This window comes from Ningiella algicola (assembly GCF_028401415.2).
Lineage (GTDB): Bacteria > Pseudomonadota > Gammaproteobacteria > Enterobacterales > Alteromonadaceae > Glaciecola.
Genome location: NZ_CP171821.2, coordinates 4182501 through 4200742, shown reverse-complemented (window position 1 = coordinate 4200742; position 18242 = coordinate 4182501). Strand labels below are relative to the sequence as shown.

At 44.4% G+C, this 18242-nt stretch carries 10 protein-coding genes and 2 rRNA genes (1 of these 12 only partly in view); 1 reads left to right on the top strand and 11 read right to left on the bottom strand.

All coding sequences use genetic code 11. The features are described 5' to 3' along the window. Positions 1-137: 137 nt before the first annotated feature. Positions 138-869 (top strand): helix-turn-helix domain-containing protein, encoded by a 732-nt coding sequence (locus tag PN836_RS18280; RefSeq protein WP_395341082.1) that lies wholly within the window; start codon positions 138-140, stop codon positions 867-869. A gap of 83 nt (positions 870-952) precedes the next feature. Here the strand turns inward: PN836_RS18280 and PN836_RS18275 are convergent, their stop codons facing one another. The 11 genes from PN836_RS18275 to PN836_RS18225 all read right to left on the bottom strand — a co-directional run. Continuing rightward, on the bottom strand, positions 953-5128 hold the full coding sequence (locus PN836_RS18275; RefSeq protein ID WP_395341079.1) for a PVC-type heme-binding CxxCH protein: 4176 nt from the start codon (positions 5126-5128) through the stop codon (positions 953-955). Positions 5129-5541: 413 nt separating this feature from the next. Continuing rightward, entirely contained in the window at positions 5542-6519 is a 978-nt protein-coding gene (locus PN836_RS18270; protein WP_395341076.1) for a nucleoside hydrolase, read from the bottom strand. Between the two features lie 12 nt (positions 6520-6531). After that, a complete protein-coding gene (locus PN836_RS18265; protein ID WP_395341073.1) occupies positions 6532-8415 on the bottom strand; it encodes an arylsulfatase in 1884 nt (627 codons plus the stop codon). A 234-nt stretch (positions 8416-8649) separates the two neighbouring features. Continuing rightward, on the bottom strand, positions 8650-9906 hold the full coding sequence (locus PN836_RS18260) for an ABC transporter permease (RefSeq protein ID WP_395341072.1): 1257 nt from the start codon (positions 9904-9906) through the stop codon (positions 8650-8652). Next, the gene (locus PN836_RS18255; protein ID WP_395341070.1) at positions 9906-11117 is read right to left on the bottom strand and encodes an efflux RND transporter periplasmic adaptor subunit; all 1212 of its coding nucleotides are present in this window, start codon (positions 11115-11117) and stop codon (positions 9906-9908) included. Before PN836_RS18255 ends, PN836_RS18260 begins: the two co-directional genes overlap by 1 nt. Continuing rightward, entirely contained in the window at positions 11114-12118 is a 1005-nt protein-coding gene (locus PN836_RS18250) for an HlyD family secretion protein (RefSeq protein ID WP_395341067.1), read from the bottom strand. The genes PN836_RS18255 and PN836_RS18250 overlap by 4 nt, the downstream gene beginning before the upstream one ends. Continuing rightward, positions 12108-13082 (bottom strand): HlyD family secretion protein, encoded by a 975-nt coding sequence (locus PN836_RS18245; protein WP_395341065.1) that lies wholly within the window; start codon positions 13080-13082, stop codon positions 12108-12110. The genes PN836_RS18250 and PN836_RS18245 overlap by 11 nt, the downstream gene beginning before the upstream one ends. 3 nt (positions 13083-13085) lie before the next feature. Continuing rightward, the gene (locus PN836_RS18240; protein ID WP_395341063.1) at positions 13086-13760 is read right to left on the bottom strand and encodes an ABC transporter ATP-binding protein; all 675 of its coding nucleotides are present in this window, start codon (positions 13758-13760) and stop codon (positions 13086-13088) included. Positions 13761-13958: 198 nt separating this feature from the next. Further along, the gene (locus PN836_RS18235) at positions 13959-15704 is read right to left on the bottom strand and encodes an SWIM zinc finger family protein (RefSeq protein ID WP_395341062.1); all 1746 of its coding nucleotides are present in this window, start codon (positions 15702-15704) and stop codon (positions 13959-13961) included. A gap of 223 nt (positions 15705-15927) precedes the next feature. Further along, positions 15928-16057 (bottom strand): 5S ribosomal RNA (gene rrf / locus PN836_RS18230). A gap of 165 nt (positions 16058-16222) precedes the next feature. Next, positions 16223-18242, bottom strand: a 23S ribosomal RNA gene (locus tag PN836_RS18225); it runs 1074 nt beyond the window's last position.

Sequence of the window (18242 nt, the reverse complement as noted above, 5' to 3'; positions counted from 1 at the left end):
TTACTCACCCTACAGTTGTTAAAAATTTGTTGCATTAGTATAGTAGCGAGCCATAGTGATATATAGGATTAAATCGGACAGTGGTGCAATCATTTCAGCGTTACCGGTATCATCGACAAAGAAGCAAGCTTAGCTAAATGGAAATACGCGACCCACTTATAAAACGCTGTGAAATCACGGCCTTAGTAGAAGCCTTCGAACTTGTCCCGGACGTATTGTTTTGGATAAAGGATTTAAATGGACAGTGGATTTATGCCAATACGCAATTCATCGAGCACCTAGGGTGTAATTCACTATCTCAAATAGTTGGCAAGACAGATTTCGATTTCTTTCCGCAGCATCTTGCTAAACAATATGTATATGACGATAAAAAGCTACTGGCTGGCGAGTCTATTACTTCGCGCCTAGAAATGAACATGACACGCGATGGCGAATTAGCTTGGTTTTCAACCTCAAAAAGGCCCCTGCTGGCCGCAGATGGAACGATGGTAGGAAACTATGGTATTACGCGTCACTTTCAAAAATCGTCGCAAGCCTTATCGGTATTTGAATCGGTGAGAGCGCCTGTTGAATACATCCGCAAGAACTACCACAAAGCCATAACTCTAAAAGAACTTGCAGAGCTTACGCATTTGTCGGTAAGCGCACTCGAGCGGCGATTTAAAAAACACCTTTCAAAAACGCCCTCACGCTTGATAAACGAAGTGAGACTTGAAAACGCGCGACGCCTTATTATGGAAACCACCCTGCCAATTTCCGATATTGCCTATCAAACCGGCTTTAGCGATCACTCTTACTTTACTAAACAGTTCAAACAATTCTTCGGCATGCATCCTTCAAAAATGCGCACACAAATAAAATCTAATTGACATGTTTAGGGTCTGAGCTTTTTCGTAGCGAAAAAAAACTCGCATAATTTATGCGAGTTTTTCACTGAGCTTTGCATTAGCGCTTATTTGACATCTTCTTCACGCTTCTCGTCGGGCAATCCATCGGGATAGCCATCGTTGGGATATTTTTCCATTAGCTCATCGGCCGTCCAAAACCCACGGACTGCGGGTGAGCTTGCGCGCACTTTCTCTACCAAAGGTGCCTGCACTGGCTCGGCCTGATTGCCAAAGGCATTTCTGATATAGGTTAAGACTGAAGCGACTTCTTCATCATTGAGCATATTTCCAAACGCTGTCATTGGAACATGTCCATTGTACTTCACGCCTTTTACGTAAATCCGCTTCATCAAACCGTGCAAGATAATGTCCGTTAACCGCTCAGGATTACCCGTTACCCATTCTGTGCCGTCAAGTGGCGGGAAGCCTGCAATTGGAAGGCCTTTGCCGTCGGGCTGATGACATGTGGCACAAAAGCCTTCTTTGTTGTAAATCTCCTTACCCGCAAAATAGCGCTCTTTGGCAGGGCCAGATAAATGTGCGGCTTCGTTCTCAACCACCGCTAGCTGCTCAGTCCACTCTCCGTCTAAATTATCCACCGTTTGTAAGAAGGCATTTCGCATCCACTTACCAAGTTGCTCACCTTCTTTCTCACCCGCTGCATAAAGCGAGGGCAGCGCCGCAGGATTGTCCAACCATGTCATTGCAACGATGGCTTCAAGACGCACACGCCCTTGCTCGTCTTGTGCGCCTTTGTCTATCACGCTTAATAGCGTTTCAGTATCAAACTCATACATGTGTAAGCGTATTGCCTTTATTGCAGCAGCACGTACTTTGTAATTTTGATGCTCTAACAGTGATAATGCGAAGTTTTTGTCCTGCTCATTATCGAAGCGACTTAAAAACAGTGCTTCAAGTAAGTGCACATCGTAGTCAGGATGAGATTTATCTAGGCTTTCAAGATAAGCTTTTTTCGCATCCTGAATGGCAGCATAGTCGTGCTCTCTTATTTCTCGTCTAACTCGATATCGTAATCGATAATCCGGCGATGTGAGATATGAAAATAGCGTATCAAGGGACTCACCCACTACTGGCACATCTGCTATCAAAGGGTTTTCTTTGTGCTTGACTCGATAAATACGTCCGTGGGCGTGGTCGCGAAGCGGATCGCGGGCATTGTGCTGCATATGCCCAATCAGTTGGTTGTGCCAATCAACAACATATAAAGAACCATCTTCAGCAAATTCTAAATCGACGGGTCTGAAGTTCGGGTCAGTAGAGGTGTAGAGGTCTTGTCTCCAAGTGCTCACGTAGCCAGTGCCTTCATCATTGAGAGTGTGCTGCTTTGCGCCCAAAAATCCAATAACATTATTCAGGATGAAGTCACCTTGCATATGCTCAGGAAAATGCTGGTTATAAATAAATTCCAAACCGGAAGTAGGTCGCACGCGATGCTCGGATTCAATCAAGGTATCGGTGCCGAGCGAAAGCTGTCCATAACGTGTTTTTAGCTCAACAGGCAACATCCAATAAACAGCTGGGTCTGAGGTATTCATGAAGAAATTTTGACCCCATTTGTCAAACGCAAGCCCCCACGGGTTCGGTGCATGGTTTTGCACGATACGCTGCAAACGCTGCGTTCTAGGGTCGAATCGATAAAAACCAGCATTGACTGCTCGCACAGGACCATAGGCCGTCTCGATATTTGAATGCAAAAATACACCTTCCTGCATCAATATGCCGCCGAAAGGATCTGCTAAAAAGCCACTAATCGCATGATGGGTGTCATGAGTATCAAAACCGGATAACACAATCTCGTAGGAATCTGCCTTGTCGTCTCCGTCAGTGTCTTTTAATAACACTAAATTTGGTGCTTGTGAGACATACACGCCATGTTCTGTAATTTCAAATCCAATAGGGAGGTTAAGATTATCAGCAAAGACTGTCTCTTTGTCTGCCTTCCCATCATTATTGGTATCTTCATAGATGAGTATTTTATCGTTCGGCTTTTCATCACCTGGTTTGTAGTGAGGGTAGCTTTCAAGCGTTGATATCCACAGTCTTCCTTGGTTATCGAAGGCCATTTGTGCAGGGTTTGCCAAGTTCGGGAACTCTACCTCTGAAGCGAACTGTTGAATTTCAAAGCCCTCGGCGACGCTTATAGTCGCTAAAGCATCTTTGCCATATTTATATTCTTGCACACCATCCGCTGACACATTGGATTTGATAGGGTCAAGCTCGATAGTTTTTGAATCTGCTTCGGCTAAATCAAAGGACTGCCCGTTAAGCATATGCCAAATTTGCTTATCACGATTTTCCGTCATTTGTACGACTTTTATCGTTTCTTTCGGGTAATTATCAACGCCGTAAGGTTCGAAGCGGCGACCATCCACATGCACGCCATTGGGCATTTGGTAGCGTTTAAACCAATACCAATTTTTATCTAAAACAGCGTTAAGAAGCTCATCGTAGTCCACGTTCTCAAGCGCAATTGAGGGGGCAGCGAATAAGGCGTCGCTTAGTATTGGCGCGAGCAGTTTATATCCATCTTTATTTAAATGTGCGCCATTTACGGTCAGCTGTGTTTCGCTACTGTCAAAAAGGGCTTTTGTTGGCGAATACAAGTCGACAAAATGAATACCGCGCTCATTCGCGACCTCACGCATAATCTCTGTGTAGGCTGCTAAGTTTTGATTGGTCTGGACGCCATCAGGCAGCGGATATTTGTCAGATAAATCTTGAAAGGCAATCGGCGACACCAAAACCAGCTTTGAAATGTCACCATTGTTATACTTATTCGCCAAGGAGTGATTAATGAAATTTAATAGTTCGGCGCGGTAGTTTTCGAGCCCATCGGGCCCATCGAAAGATTCATTAAAGCCGAAAAACGCAATGATGACATCGGGCGCAATATCATAGAGCCATTCATCCTCTGAAGGATAAAAACCCTCACCACTGTGATGCAGTTTGTCTGGGTGATATCGTTCGGCGCCGTTAAAGGCCCACTGGGAGTTTCGTGATGAATGCGGTCTAAACCCTGGCGTAAAACCCGGTTTTGCCAAGGTCCGTATCGTTAAATCTAGGTCCTGATGTCGCTTGTAAATTTCCGTTTCAAAAAAACCGTGATTGAGCATCCGTTCTGGTAGACCGTTTCCCAATAGTAATACCGTATCCCCTTTGCCCAGAGTGACTTTTGAGCTTTGTCCCATTTTCTTGAGCTCTTCGCTCGTCAAAATCGAAGTGGCTGATTTTCCAAGTTCAAAATCGCTGACTTTCATACCACGCTTTATAAAATAATCGGTATCTTGGAAGCCAAAAAACGAGGGCTCATAGGGGTCAATATAATCCACATCTGCTTTCGATGGCACATTCATATCAAGCAGATGATAAGCTGCATTTACGACTAGTCGTCGCGCACTTTCCTCTTGTAAATCATAGGCTGCGCCACCAGTAGTAGTGAAAATTTGCCCCGTGTTTTTCTCATCCGGCGTGGGATAAGGCTTTAGCCATGCAAGGGGCATCATTGGGTTGTTTTTCTCGCCCTCCAGCATTTTCGAGTCAGGATCAAGTGATTCTGTGACGGCGCCACGTAAGAGCACCGTTGCAGCATCCTCATCTAGATTTTCAATACCATAAATGTCAGACCACATGAAGAAGCTATTAACGCTGTTGAGTACCGGATGGTCGGCATGTTCTGGTACCTCAACACTTCTCCCCCCCTCTACCGCATGAATACCGTGGTGATAAAGCCAATTTTCGCCGACCACCTTGACACCAAAGTTCTGCCAGTCGTAGCCACCGTACATATCATCGTTGTTAAAAGGGTGAGTTGCAGTACGAAGTGCAATAATAGGTTTCGCCGCGTTAAAATAGTCTAAAAAATGCTGCAGCTGATCGCCGGGCAAAATTCTCCAGCGCGTCGCTAAGATCATAAGGTCAGCGTCTGCAAGTGATTGAAGATTAGGAATGTTGGTAATATCGTTAGGATTAATTACGCCGGTGTCTCGGTCAATAGCAAACAACACCGTCGTTTTAAATCCATGGGTTTGTGAAAGAATTTTCGCCATCATCGGCATAGACTCTTCCGAGCGATACTCTTCATCACCTGAGACTAAGACAATATGCTTTCCATTGTCTAAAGCTGCGGGTGGTTCAAATACCAAATGATCAATGCCATTCGCAAAAACCGAATTTAGGATAAACGCTGATAGTAAACAAAGTGTGCGTACAATTATTTTCACGATAGATATGACTCCATTGAAATTCGTTACCATCAAAACGTGCTTTGCACTTGATTGGTAACTAACCTCAACTCAGGATAAGCGACAGCGCCAAGTTGCGCTAAAAACGCGAATTACTGCGTTGCAAAAGCGAGCAATAGAATGACTATTACGTCACTTTTGCGCCTTGCACTTCACGTTTTTATCACTACTTGGTGATAATTTAATAAATACATAGTTAAAACATGCATTTGCACTATCGCTTACCCCGAGTTGAGGTTAACTAACTTAACTCTCGCTTTCGACGAAGTTAACAAGATGTTAATACTACCACTTTCACCTAGCCACTGACGTATAAAAATTTCGTTAAAAATTATAACTATTTCAGCGTTCGCTCTCATCGCTCATAAAAGTCTAGTTAGCAGAAAATCCACTTATTTACTGAGATGAGCCTTAAATCGCTGGAAAAACGCTTGGTACATTTGTTCACCGTCGATTTTACTCATATAAGTAATTTCCTTCGCGCCAAAATCTTTAGACGTGGTAATAGTGGTCGTTTCAATCCAATCAGGCTCCATCATGCCGTATATTAAAGCAAGATCCCATATAGCTCTTGACTGTCGAAGGCCATCCATATGGTCGACCCATCTATCCACTAAAAAATCTCCTAAGGGGTGAAAGCCTTTGATCCTCTTTGTGGTATCTGCCAAATCGAACTGCATGTCGTACGCAACATTGACGGGAATCACAGTCATTGGCACTGTAGAGTTGAGTAAGTAGTGTAAAGCTTGAGTATCCATAATGCAGTTAAAGTCGGTTGTACCAAGAACGTTGTTTTCAAAATCATATGATGTTCCTAACCAAAACAGACTGATTTTGTCAGCAATACTGTTGTCAATAAACAGCGCTGAAGCGACATTGGTAAGCGCGCCTAAGGCGATCACCGTTAAACGTTCACCATTTTCCATCGCATGAGCTTGTTTAATTATTTCGTAAGCAGCCGCCGAATGCTGGGCTTGGTCACCCCAATCGTACATGCGCGCAACACCTCCTCGTTTTGTTGGCACTGGCATTTGCAAATAACCGGTTAACACTTGGTTTAATCGATGACTGTCTTCCATAGAAGTCGGGCTACTCCAGTGACTCGTTTGCCAATGCGTTGCGTTCAGTGCTTTAATATCCCAAGAAGGTTCTATCAGCGCAGCTACCACGGCATACAAATCGTCCACTTCATTAGCGGTATCAGCGTCCAGAATAATCGTTGTGCTAAATTCCAACTTAGTGGCGGCAAGGGCATGACTGGCGAACATGACCGAACATGCTAGCGTTAGCGCAACCCAAAAACTCATACCTTTGATTAAAACCCGCGACTGTTTGCATTTTCCAGCATTGCCGTTTTTACAAATTTCCATAGTGATAACCTCTTAGCGTTTTACTAGCCTGACTTGCTTAATCCAAATTTCTCGGTTGCTTTCGTCTTTTGAAAACTCAATTTCCAAGCTTTGTTCACCTTCTGACAGACTAAGCTCTCCCATCTCAATCGTTTTCCAAGTTAAGTCAGGCGCCTCATTTGTGAAATATTGTCGATCGGTTGATAGTGTCTCGCTGACAAAACTAGGGACTTGTGTTTTTACTAATTTACCGCGAGGCGATAGAACTTGAATTTCACCTGAATAAGCCTCGCCAGCAGTGGTGTAATCCACTTGGACTGCATAGTTTCCTTCGCTTACTACATTAAGTGGCCAATGCGCACTGCCTTTTTCTTGTGAAGTGGGAATAAGCCAGTCATGTGACCACCCCATCCCGTGCTTATAAGCTAAGTCTTGTTTAATCAAACCTTCATGAGCTGGCAATTCAACCGTGTCACGACCAAGGTGACCCACTTCAACTGGAATGGTCGTGTATTCGCCGTGAGCTTGCGTAATTTCCTTAAACCAAGTTTCATACTGCGCTTTTAAGTCTGATAGCAGTTGTACTTTCTCTTTAGCTAAATCCCTCGTTTGACCGGGGTCATCAAGGAGATCGTAAAGTTGCCAGATTCCATTTTCTCCCGCCATAGCAAGGTGCTGCTGGGTTCGAATAGCAGCTGGAGTTAGCTGCACTGCTGGGACGCTGGGGTCTGCACTGATTCTAAAACGGTGGGAGTACACGTTACGAGGCTCCCACGGCGCATTGTCCTGCTCCATCAACACGGATAAATCACGTCCGTCGAAACTCTCAGGATCAAAATCGATATCTAGCAGAGACAGCAGAGTGGGCACCACATCAATGTGTTGGGTGATTGGCATCACTTCTTTGGCAGCTAAACCAGCATCAGGCCAATGGATCACAAATGGCGATCGCACGCCACCTTCATCCACCAAACCTTTATGTCCTCTCAAGCCAGCATTATAGCGTGATTGGCCATCTGGAAATGCAGCGCCGTTGTCCGACATATATAGCACAATGGTATTATCTAATTCACCACGTTCATCCAGCGCATCAAGCACGCGCTTTACGTTGTCATCGATATTTTCAACCATCCCGTAAATCGATGCGTCAACATCTTTCATACCCTTATCTTTGTATTTTTGAAAATAATGATCGGGCACTTGAAACGGACCATGAGGCGTATTGAAACTCAACATCGCGAAAAATGGTGAAGCAGCCTCGCTATCTTGCTTTACAAACCTCAGCGCCTCGTCCGTAATCACATCGGCTACATAGCCCGTATATTTGACGCGCTGAGTCTGGCTATCAATAGAGCTGTGATACAAGTAATTATCGTAATATTCTGAAAGATGCCCCGCTGAGAAGCCATAAAACTCATCAAAACCTTGGCCAACTGGATCGTGAGGAAACTGCAAACCGTTGTGCCACTTTCCAAACAAAGCGGTACGGTAGCCTTGCGCTTTTAGTAGCTCAGCAAGCGTTGTGTTCTGCGCATGCATTTTTTCTTGGCCGCGAGTTACATGAAACACGCCGGTAGATAAATAATGCTTTCCGGTGAGCAAGCTAGCCCGGGTGGGAGCGCATACCGGACTGACGTAGAATCGGTCAAAGCTCACGCCCTGATGAAACAGCTCATCCAAAGTCGGCGTCTCAATAACATCGTTTCCCGTGTGCCCTAAATCTCCATAGCCTTGATCATCCGTGATAATGAGTAAAACGTTTGGGCGGGTTTTACCTTCTTCAGAGGCTACAGCATCGCTGCCAACGAGTGCACCTTGAGTATCATTATCCTTTTCGCTGACATCTGTTTTTGATGGCGTACATGCATATAAAAACACGCCTAAGAAAATGAATGCTAACCGAACACTTGTTGTCACGTTTAACTCCTCGTTAGGGCAAATAGATACAATATATCGTTAAGTAAGCTGAACTGTGCTTAAGCATTATTTCGCAATGCATTATCAGTTGCTGATGACGATTGTCATTACTAAATCACATTATGGATTTTCACAGAGCATGCAATGCTTTGCTTTTGTGATTTATAGTTTAAGGCTTATGGAATGTAGAATGTTTTTGAAACTTTTGTGGTATTAATGTTAATAATCGCAGATTTAGTCACTATGAAGCGCATCGATAGGGTTCAATTTCGAGGCTTTTATGGCTGGAAATACCCCGAAACCAACGCCAACTATCATACAAATGCTTAATGATAAAAATATTGCAGGGATAGACCAGCTAACGGCCCACCCCGAGTAAAATCCGATTATTTCCGATAGCAGCAAACCAAAAAATATACCCAACAATCCGCCCATCACAGAGATGGTAAAACTCTCAGCAATGAACTGCATTCTTATGTCATCTTGTGTCGCACCAACGGCTCTGAGTAAACCAATCTCCTTTGTCCGCTCCATAACATTCGCTAACATTATATTCATGATGCCGATACCGCCCACCAAGAGCGAGATACCGGCAACGCATGCCATTACAATATTGAAGATTTGTTGAGTTTGTTTTTGCTGCTCCAATAATGCAGCTGGAATCACTAATGCATAGTCTTGTAAGCCCCCGTGCCTCAATTTTAATAAGCTATCTATTGCTTTTGCAGCAATAATCGGGTCCGTTTCTTTAACGATACTGAGTTTAAAACTATCTAATTCGCTTGCTAGAAACTCACTAGCGAATTTCTGTAAGCTACTCGAAAGCGGGATGAATATGCGATAGCGATCACCGCCAATTTTGACACCTTGAAATTCGTTTTTGCTGCCCTGAGGGGGCGCTAACACGCCAACCACACGCAACCATACATGATTAACCTTGACATATTCTCCAAGCATTTGTTCAGCTGAGAAACCCGCATCTTCAAACAACTCACTTGCAGTATCTGCTCCTAATACTGCATTTTGAGCAATAGCTGCTTCATCATCTTGATTTAAAAAGCGACCAGCTTCTAGCTGAAGATTTCCGTGCTCAAAATAGCTTGTCGTAACACCTAGTACCTGAGCGTTACTTTTGGCGTAATCACTATAAATATCATGGATTCGAATAGCTCTACTGGCGCTGAAACCGTCAACGAATGGCAGCGTAGCAAGTGCCGCTTCAACGTCCCCCATACTCAAGCCTAATGATTCCTCTCTGATCTCGGAAAGCTCTTCTCCAGGAAACTGCGCCGTATTAACAATAATATTGTTTACGCCCATGCTATCAATAAGCTTCAGCGCTTCTTTTTCAGCCCCTTCGCCTATGTTGAGCATGGCAATAACGGCACCCACACCAAAAATCATCCCGAGCAAAGTCAAAAATGTGCGGAGCTTTTGTGACATCAACTCCCCAATTGCATCTTGCACCAATACGAAGTATTTAGACCACATTAGCTTGCTTCCTCAATGAGGTCGCCACTTGGTATACTGAGCGCAATCGTTTCACCTTCTTCAAGACCGTCAACAATTTCAACCATATAAAGGTTCTTTCTTCCCGATTGAACCGCTCGTTTTTGGTATTTACCCCCGTTGTTTACAAACACAAAGCTTTCGCCACTTTCATGGTGCAATGCTTGAATCGGCACAATCAGCTGCTGGGTAGGCGTTTTAACATCAATAATCGCAGTGAGCTTTCTCCCTGGTTGCATTTTACTCTTGTCTTGCTCATTCAGGGCAACACTCACTTCATAATAGGTAACCGGGCTTCCTCGTTGTATCGATCTGGGGAAACCCGCGACATTGCTAATGTGCCCTGCAAATACATCATTTGGAAATGCGTCAAGTCGAATTTCAACGGCTTGCTCAAGCGCTAGATCGATAGCCTCATTGGCGAGCACAAATATGTTTGCCTGCATGTTATCTAAGTTGGGAATTTGAGCAATGGGTCGTCCAGGAAAAACAGTCTGACCTACTGACGGTTTCTCACCGCGACGGTCTTTTTCATAAATAAGCAAGCCGGCATAAGGAGAAATAACTTCCAAACTTGTCAACGCCTCGCGATGCCTTTCAAATTTTTCGGCATGACCTTGTTTGCGCACATCCAAAACGGCAATTTCACTGTCATGTTGCTTATCAATACTGGTCTCTTTCCAATCTAAAAAACTGTTTTTCGCGACCAAAAAATTTCTGTTTTCTAGTGTATCTATAATCTCTAGCTGCGAATAAATTCGTAAATCATCGATTGCAAACTTATCGACAAACTCGAATTCATGTTGCACAAACACCTGATCAGATTCTACTTCTCTCAATTGTTGGGATTGCTGGGCACCACTTCTTGCAATGTCTTGTTCTAATTTAAGGATTTCAAACTCTTCTTCTCGCTTATCTTTGATGATTCTTTGTGCATCGAATCGTGCAATGACATCACCTTGCTTTACCTGAGAATTTTCCTCACGTAGCCACGCTAGCGTCATAGGTCGCGTGCCAGGTGAAATAATGCGTTGAGCTTGGGCGGCTTCTATTTCACCGAAGGCGCTAACCTGAATATCAAACTGCTGAGACCGCACTTGGTACTCGGGAATACTACTTTGCTTTTTTTCGCTGCAGGCAGATAAAACAATAGTAAAAATGAGCGTAAGCGCTAGCCACCTTAGAGCCTTCATGTTTGCCCCTCTAACAACTCCACCCTTGCTTTCATGCCGGGGCGCATGATTTCTCCATCGCTGGTGTCAAGTGTTACTCTCGCATCAAACACGACTTTAAGATTGCGTTGGCTTTTAGTCCGATAGGCTTGACCAATCTCCGAAATTCGCCCGGCAAAAGGTCGCTCAGGAAATGCATCAAGCGTTACTTTAACTTCAGCGCCCAACGCTACCAAAGATGAGGATGATTCATCAAATTCAACATTTACCGCAATCTTATCTAACGCTGGCAGCTCCAAGAGGGTTCTCCCCATAAACACCGTATCGCCGATGGCTGGCTTTTCTCCTGACCAATCTGAAGCGTAAATAACCATCCCGTCTTTTGGTGCTGTCATACTAAGCTTTGCAATGCTTTGTTCAACTTGATCCACACGAACCCGTTGATTGGCAATCTTTGCTTCTTGCACCTGCTCAGAGATGAGCATGCTTTGCTTATGTTGGGCAACGCGGCTTTGCGCTTGACGATGTGCTTCGCTTGCAATTTCAAGCTGTGCTTGTTGCTTACGCCGCTCTATGTCAGACCGAGATACATCGGTTATCTCCACCTTTCGCCGTGCAATTTCTTCATTCATTTTTGCCTGAGCTAAATCAAGAACTAGTTGTTCCAATTTAGCTTCATTTTCAAGTTTCTTTTTTTCCGCTTCTTTGATGGCCGCATCAAGGTTACTGCGACGCCCCAACAAGTCGTTTTGTAGCTCTTGTCCATCGAATTTTATTAATAGGTCGCCGGTTTTCACCATGGCGTTTTCACGCGCCATATACTCAATCTTGAATTGCCACATGCCTCTTACATTAGGCGGGCCAATCGCAATATCCTGAAGAGAAACAAGTTCAGCGGGGGCAGATAATACTGTTTGCTTACCTGCACTCACCTGAGTACTTTCTTTGACTTCACCACACGCAGATAAAAGAACCAGCGAAATACAGCTTAGTAAGAGTAAAACCGGCAGCTTAAGAATCATTGTCCAACTCCATAATAATTCTGACACTCATGCCTGGAAGCAATTTAACGTCAGGGGCTGAGGCAAATTCTATCACTGCGGGATAATAAGCACTGTTACTCCATAAGTCTCTCGATTCCGTTTGTGTAGATAGCGTTTTAATATGACCAACGAAGGCTTTTTTAGGATGGGCATCCAAGGTGAGATTTGCATGCATACCTTCTTGAAGTGCAACAGCATCTACTTCGTGTATCCATGTTTCAACTTGAAAAGACTCGATAGCTTGCACATCAAGTATTTTCCAACTTGCCTGAACGTTCATGCCAGCGGCTAACTTTTCGTCACTCCATGGATGCATGGCATAAGTCACAGGCCCTGTGAATTGCGCGGATACATTCATTTTACCTAGGAGCATGGTCAAATAATCGATATCTTCTTGAGTTTTGAGTATATCGATTTCTTTTTTTTGCAGTTGTGAAACGCGTTCCTTTTTAGCGCTATTGAACGCTTCTTCTGCTTTCACCTGCTCTAACAATGCACGCTGAAGCGCTAGATCATATTGACCCTTATCATAAGCGCTTACTTGAGATTCCGGCACTGAAGCTTCAATTCGCGCTTTTTCAACTTCTAACTTAGCTAGAGTAAGTCTTCCTTGCGCATCACTAACCAGCAACTCTTGCGTTAACTTTAGCTCCTCAAGCTCCAGCAATAAGCGCTCTAGACTCTCTTTGTTTTGTTCAAGCTGTGATTGCTCATTTGCACCGTCAAAAACGACTACCGGATCACCTGCTTGAACGACTTTACCTTCTTCTTCCATCCACTGTATTTGTATTTGCCAGCGACTTGCCTGCGGAGCACTCACAATTTGTTTGGCCGATGAACTGATTTGCCCTGTTAGCATCAATTCTTTTGCATTAAGAGGAAATATGACCGTCAATAGCACAAGGCTGACAACCGTTAAGTTATGTCGATGAACTATCTTCATTACCTATGCCTCATGATTCGTTAAGACCTTACCATCTTTCATTCTTATGACTCTTTGTGCGAAGCTAGCAATATCATCCTCATGAGTCACCATGACGATTGTCTGACCTGCCTGATGAAGTTCCGTCAGCAAACTCATAATCTCAATTGATGTTTTGCTATCAAGATTACCTGTCGGTTCATCTGCTAAAATTACTGAAGGTTGGTTTATTAGCGCACGAGCAATTGCTACCCTTTGCCTTTGACCGCCAGACATTTCAAAGGGTTTATGGTGTTTACGATGGCTCAACCCCACCCTTTCTATTAATTCGCTCGCGCGCCGGTCTGCTTCATCAACCGATACATTGGAATATCTTAAGGGTAGTTGGACATTGCCGACCACGCTGAGCTTTGGTAGCAAATGAAAAGTTTGAAATATAAATCCAATATGCTCATTTCTTATTCTTGATAAAGCACTGTCACTTAAGGTCGCAACATCCTGGTTATTGAGAAGATACTGACCAGACGTGGGCGTATCTAGGCAGCCGAGCACGTTCATCAAAGTGGATTTACCAGAGCCAGAGCTGCCCATTATTGCGACGAATTCATTTTCCCTGATAGTGAGACTAACGTCATCGAGAGCCGTGACCGTCTCCTCTCCATTTTGGAAATGTTTTTTAATCTGCGAGATTTTGAGCATTTAATAATGACTGCGTTTTATAATGGTCTTTTTGGTGTTTAGAATTGATAATTAACTTTATCATTAATCATTTTAGTAGTATTGCATGCAAACTGGCATTGCGCGAGTTCAAATTAAGGCAGTTGTCTCATTGAAAGCGAGATATTCTGTGCTTGACCGATGTAATCGGCGCATCCACAAAGTGGAGCGTTCAACCGACTAAGGTGAGTTCGGGAATGTGTCATTTAGTAAATTGACAAATGCCTGCTTATACGTAAATACATCCGTAAGTTCTGCAAGCAGATGGTTAAACTTCTGTCTATACTCAACTTCATGTGGCAGGTTGTCCGATAACTCAGACAATAATTCAATACAATGTTCATAGTCTTTGCTGCTATTAAGTTGTGGTAACAATAAACAAATCTGACGATAAAGATTAAATGCGGCTTTTGGCTTAATCTTGATTGCTGCATGCGCAACATCGTGCAGCGTGTCTATTGGTAACTCGTACTGTTTCGACAATGCTAACGCCTTCTCAACGCGACCAGCATACAGATAAAACTCTATTAGCCTATCTAGCGTGCGCAGCATTCTACTGCCGCTTTGCTTATGTTTAAGACCTTCTATTTCGTTCAGTAGAGCTTTCTGAGCTTTGTCGAAAATTCTGGCTGTCTGATTCTTATTACTACTCTTCTTATATAGTGCCTCAAGCGTTTGTAAATCCTCAATATTGTAGCTACTACCGTAAATTCGCCATGCAATTTCTATTGCGTCGTCTGTTTTCTTTTGTCGCATCAATAAATCCAGACGCAGTCTATCAAGCTTAAGTTTATCCTCATCCATTCGAACCTGCTGGTTGGCAAGCTGAAGATATTCCTGAGCAATAGCTAGTTCCCCTAGCTCTAATGCAAGTGTAATCACTGAAAAATATTCATCAATATTGCTTGCAGACTGAGCCATATAATATAAAGCTATGCCTTTATTATGCTTTGAAATAAAGTGCTCAACTAAATGATTTGTCATTTGCTTAATAGTAAGTGTTTCAGACGTCTTACGGGAGTCTAGATGCGCAAGCTTTTGGTCAACATGGCGTTTGAGCAAGTCAACATAAGCCTCCTGCAACTCAGTATCTGAGAATCCAATAAACTTCTGTGGAATCGACTCAAATGTTATATGGGTGTAATCGGTATTGTATAGCTCAAGGAGATAACTAGCCTTTGTTTGACAATCCCAGTCAAGCGCCTGAAATGCCTTCGCGTACTCTGTCTCCATAAGAGAAAACAGGCCAACGCGATAACCGCCTGAATCATCAAGGCGTTCCAAAATTTTATCGTAGCGCTCTAGAGCATATGTACAAAACTGAAATTGCTCGCTTTTATTTAGAAAGTTCATGACTTCAAAAAGACCCGCAACTTGCTTTAGTGCTTTATCGAAATAATCCTTTACACGATCGTGGCGCCAAATATCTCGCAAAGGCAGCGCTTTAGTAAGGTGCTTTTTTAAATCCTTTAGGTCCTGCTTACCAGACGATAAATCGGCTTTCAAAACCCAATGCTCCAGAAGACTAGGGGAAGTGTTAATTAACTGAAGCAGTTTATTTTGTAATTCAGTTTGAGAGAGCCTATTGACATAAGCTTGGACACGACGGGCTGGCGGCCCGTTACTCATTTCTCTGAACCTTGCAAAAGCGTCGCTGTAAGATAGTAGAACGGCAACACAATGCTTACAGAAGTCGAATCCTTCCGAAGCGGGACACGAACAACCACCATCTATATTGTCGCCAACAAAGCTAAAGTCTACTGAGTATAATTTAGTGCCTTGAACCTTCGCACTGACCCTATTGTCGGTAAAACGTAAGTCAAATATTTGATTACTTTCATATATCTGTATACCTCGTTCATATGCCGATTCACCTGCAAGGCGTTGTGCAAGCGCTGTAAGCTCACTTGGAATATATTCTTTCATAAGATAAGACAACCGAAGTGAAATTTTACATCAAGCAATAAATCATAAGAGAACGATACAAACATAAAGATAAAGAAAGCGTAAAAATATAGATAAAAATAGCACACAATAAGATACACCGATACGCCTCGTGACCCACAAATTCGATGAACCCATAGTATTTTTTATGTGACGCAAAAACAAAAAAGCCCCAGCATCACGCTGGGGCTTTCTTTAATTGGGAGTCTGGCGATGTGCTACTCTCACATGAGGAAACCCCACACTACCATCGCCGCTAATACGTTTCACTTCTGAGTTCGAAATGGCTAGCCCTGTTACAGGTCAGGTGGTACCGTATCGCTATTGTCGCCAGACATAAACTGTCGGTATATCCGCTTGTGCAGATACACCTAAATATGTGTCTTTAACATCTGAAAAAACTGCTAATTATCATCATTAACGCAAGAGGCTACTCTATCGACGATTAACAATCGTCCTCACACACTACCCGCTTCAGCCTCAGCCTACTTAGGTGTTGTATGGTTAAGCCTTACGGGCAATTAGTACAGGTTAGCTTAACGCCTTACAACGCTTCCACACCCTGCCTATCAACGTCGTCGTCTTCAACAACCCTTCAAAGCGATTAAATCGCTAGGGATGACTCATCTTTGGGCCGGCTTCCCGCTTAGATGCTTTCAGCGGTTATCCGTTCCGAACGTAGCTACTGGGCAATGCAATTGGCATCACAACCCAAACACCAGCGGTTCGTCCACTCCGGTCCTCTCGTACTAGGAGCAGCTCCCATCAATCATCCAACGCCCACACCAGATAGGGACCGAACTGTCTCACGACGTTCTAAACCCAGCTCGCGTACCACTTTAAATGGCGAACAGCCATACCCTTGGGACCGACTTCAGCCCCAGGATGTGATGAGCCGACATCGAGGTGCCAAACACCGCCGTCGATATGAACTCTTGGGCGGTATCAGCCTGTTATCCCCGGAGTACCTTTTATCCGTTGAGCGATGGCCCTTCCATTCAGAACCACCGGATCACTATGACCTACTTTCGTACCTGCTCGACGTGTCTGTCTCGCAGTTAAGCTGGCTTATGCCATTGCACTAACCTCCTGATGTCCGACCAGGATTAGCCAACCTTCGTGCTCCTCCGTTACACTTTGGGAGGAGACCGCCCCAGTCAAACTACCCACCAGACACTGTCCGCATCCCCGATTAGGGGACAACGTTAGAACATCAAACATACAAGGGTGGTATTTCAAGGGCAGCTCCACATCATCTAGCGACAATGTTTCATAGCCTCCCACCTATCCTACACATGTAGGGTCAATGTTCAGTGCCAAGCTGTAGTAAAGGTTCACGGGGTCTTTCCGTCTAGGTGCGGGTACACTGCATCTTCACAGCAAGTTCAATTTCACTGAGTCTCGGGTGGAGACAGCGTGGCCATGGTTACACCATTCGTGCAGGTCGGAACTTACCCGACAAGGAATTTCGCTACCTTAGGACCGTTATAGTTACGGCCGCCGTTTACCGGGGCTTCGATCAAGAGCTTCGCTTACGCTAACCCCATCAATTAACCTTCCGGCACCGGGCAGGTGTCACACCGTATACGTCATCTTTCGATTTAGCACAGTGCTGTGTTTTTAATAAACAGTCCCAGCCACCTGGTCACTGCGACCCTCAAGCGCTCATGGAGCAAGTCCAATCACACCCAAGGGCGTACCTTCTCCCGAAGTTACGGTACTATTTTGCCGAGTTCCTTCACCCGAGTTCTCTCAAGCGCCTTAGTATTCTCTACCTGACCACCTGTGTCGGTTTGGGGTACGGTTCGTATAATCATAAGTTTAGAAGCTTTTCCTGGAAGCCGGGTATTTGCTACTTCAACTCCGTAGAGTCTCGTCTCGTGTCTCAGGCTCATCTCTTAAATGGTCGGTCCGGATTTACCTAAACCAACACCCTACGCACTTTCACTTGGACTACCAACGCCAAGCTAGCATAACCTTCTCCGTCCCTCCTTCACTGATTATACAAGTACGGGAATATTAACCCGTTTCCCATCGACTACGCCTTTCGGCCTCGCCTTAGGGGCCGACTTACCCTGCCCTGATTAGCATGGGACAGGAAACCTTGGTCTTCCGGCGTGGGGGTTTTTCACCCCCATTATCGTTACTCATGTCAGCATTCGCACTTGTGATATGTCCAGCAGACCTCTCAATCCACCTTCATCCACTTACACAACGCTCCCCTACCCAAAGTCATAAGACTTTGCCGCAGCTTCGGTATATTGCTTAGCCCCGTTACATCTTCCGCGCAGGCCGACTCGACTAGTGAGCTATTACGCTTTCTTTAAAGGGTGGCTGCTTCTAAGCCAACCTCCTAGCTGTCTTAGCCTTCCCACATCGTTTCCCACTTAGCAATATTTGGGGACCTTAGCTGGCGGTCTGGGTTGTTTCCCTCTCCACGACGGACGTTAGCACCCGCCGTGTGTCTCCCGGATAGCACTCATCGGTATTCGGAGTTTGCAAAGGGTTGGTAAGTCGGGA

What these genes read in the sequence shown, in the direction of transcription:
- PN836_RS18280 (WP_395341082.1), top strand. Translation starts at nt 138, where the DNA reads ATGGAAATACGCGACCCACTTATAAAACGCTGTGAAATCACGGCCTTA.
- PN836_RS18270 (WP_395341076.1), bottom strand. Translation starts at nt 6,519, where the DNA reads ATGGAAATTTGTAAAAACGGCAATGCTGGAAAATGCAAACAGTCGCGG.
- PN836_RS18260 (WP_395341072.1), bottom strand. Translation starts at nt 9,906, where the DNA reads ATGTGGTCTAAATACTTCGTATTGGTGCAAGATGCAATTGGGGAGTTG.
- PN836_RS18255 (WP_395341070.1), bottom strand. Translation starts at nt 11,117, where the DNA reads ATGAAGGCTCTAAGGTGGCTAGCGCTTACGCTCATTTTTACTATTGTT.
- PN836_RS18250 (WP_395341067.1), bottom strand. Translation starts at nt 12,118, where the DNA reads ATGATTCTTAAGCTGCCGGTTTTACTCTTACTAAGCTGTATTTCGCTG.
- PN836_RS18245 (WP_395341065.1), bottom strand. Translation starts at nt 13,082, where the DNA reads ATGAAGATAGTTCATCGACATAACTTAACGGTTGTCAGCCTTGTGCTA.
- PN836_RS18240 (WP_395341063.1), bottom strand. Translation starts at nt 13,760, where the DNA reads ATGCTCAAAATCTCGCAGATTAAAAAACATTTCCAAAATGGAGAGGAG.
- PN836_RS18235 (WP_395341062.1), bottom strand. Translation starts at nt 15,704, where the DNA reads ATGAAAGAATATATTCCAAGTGAGCTTACAGCGCTTGCACAACGCCTT.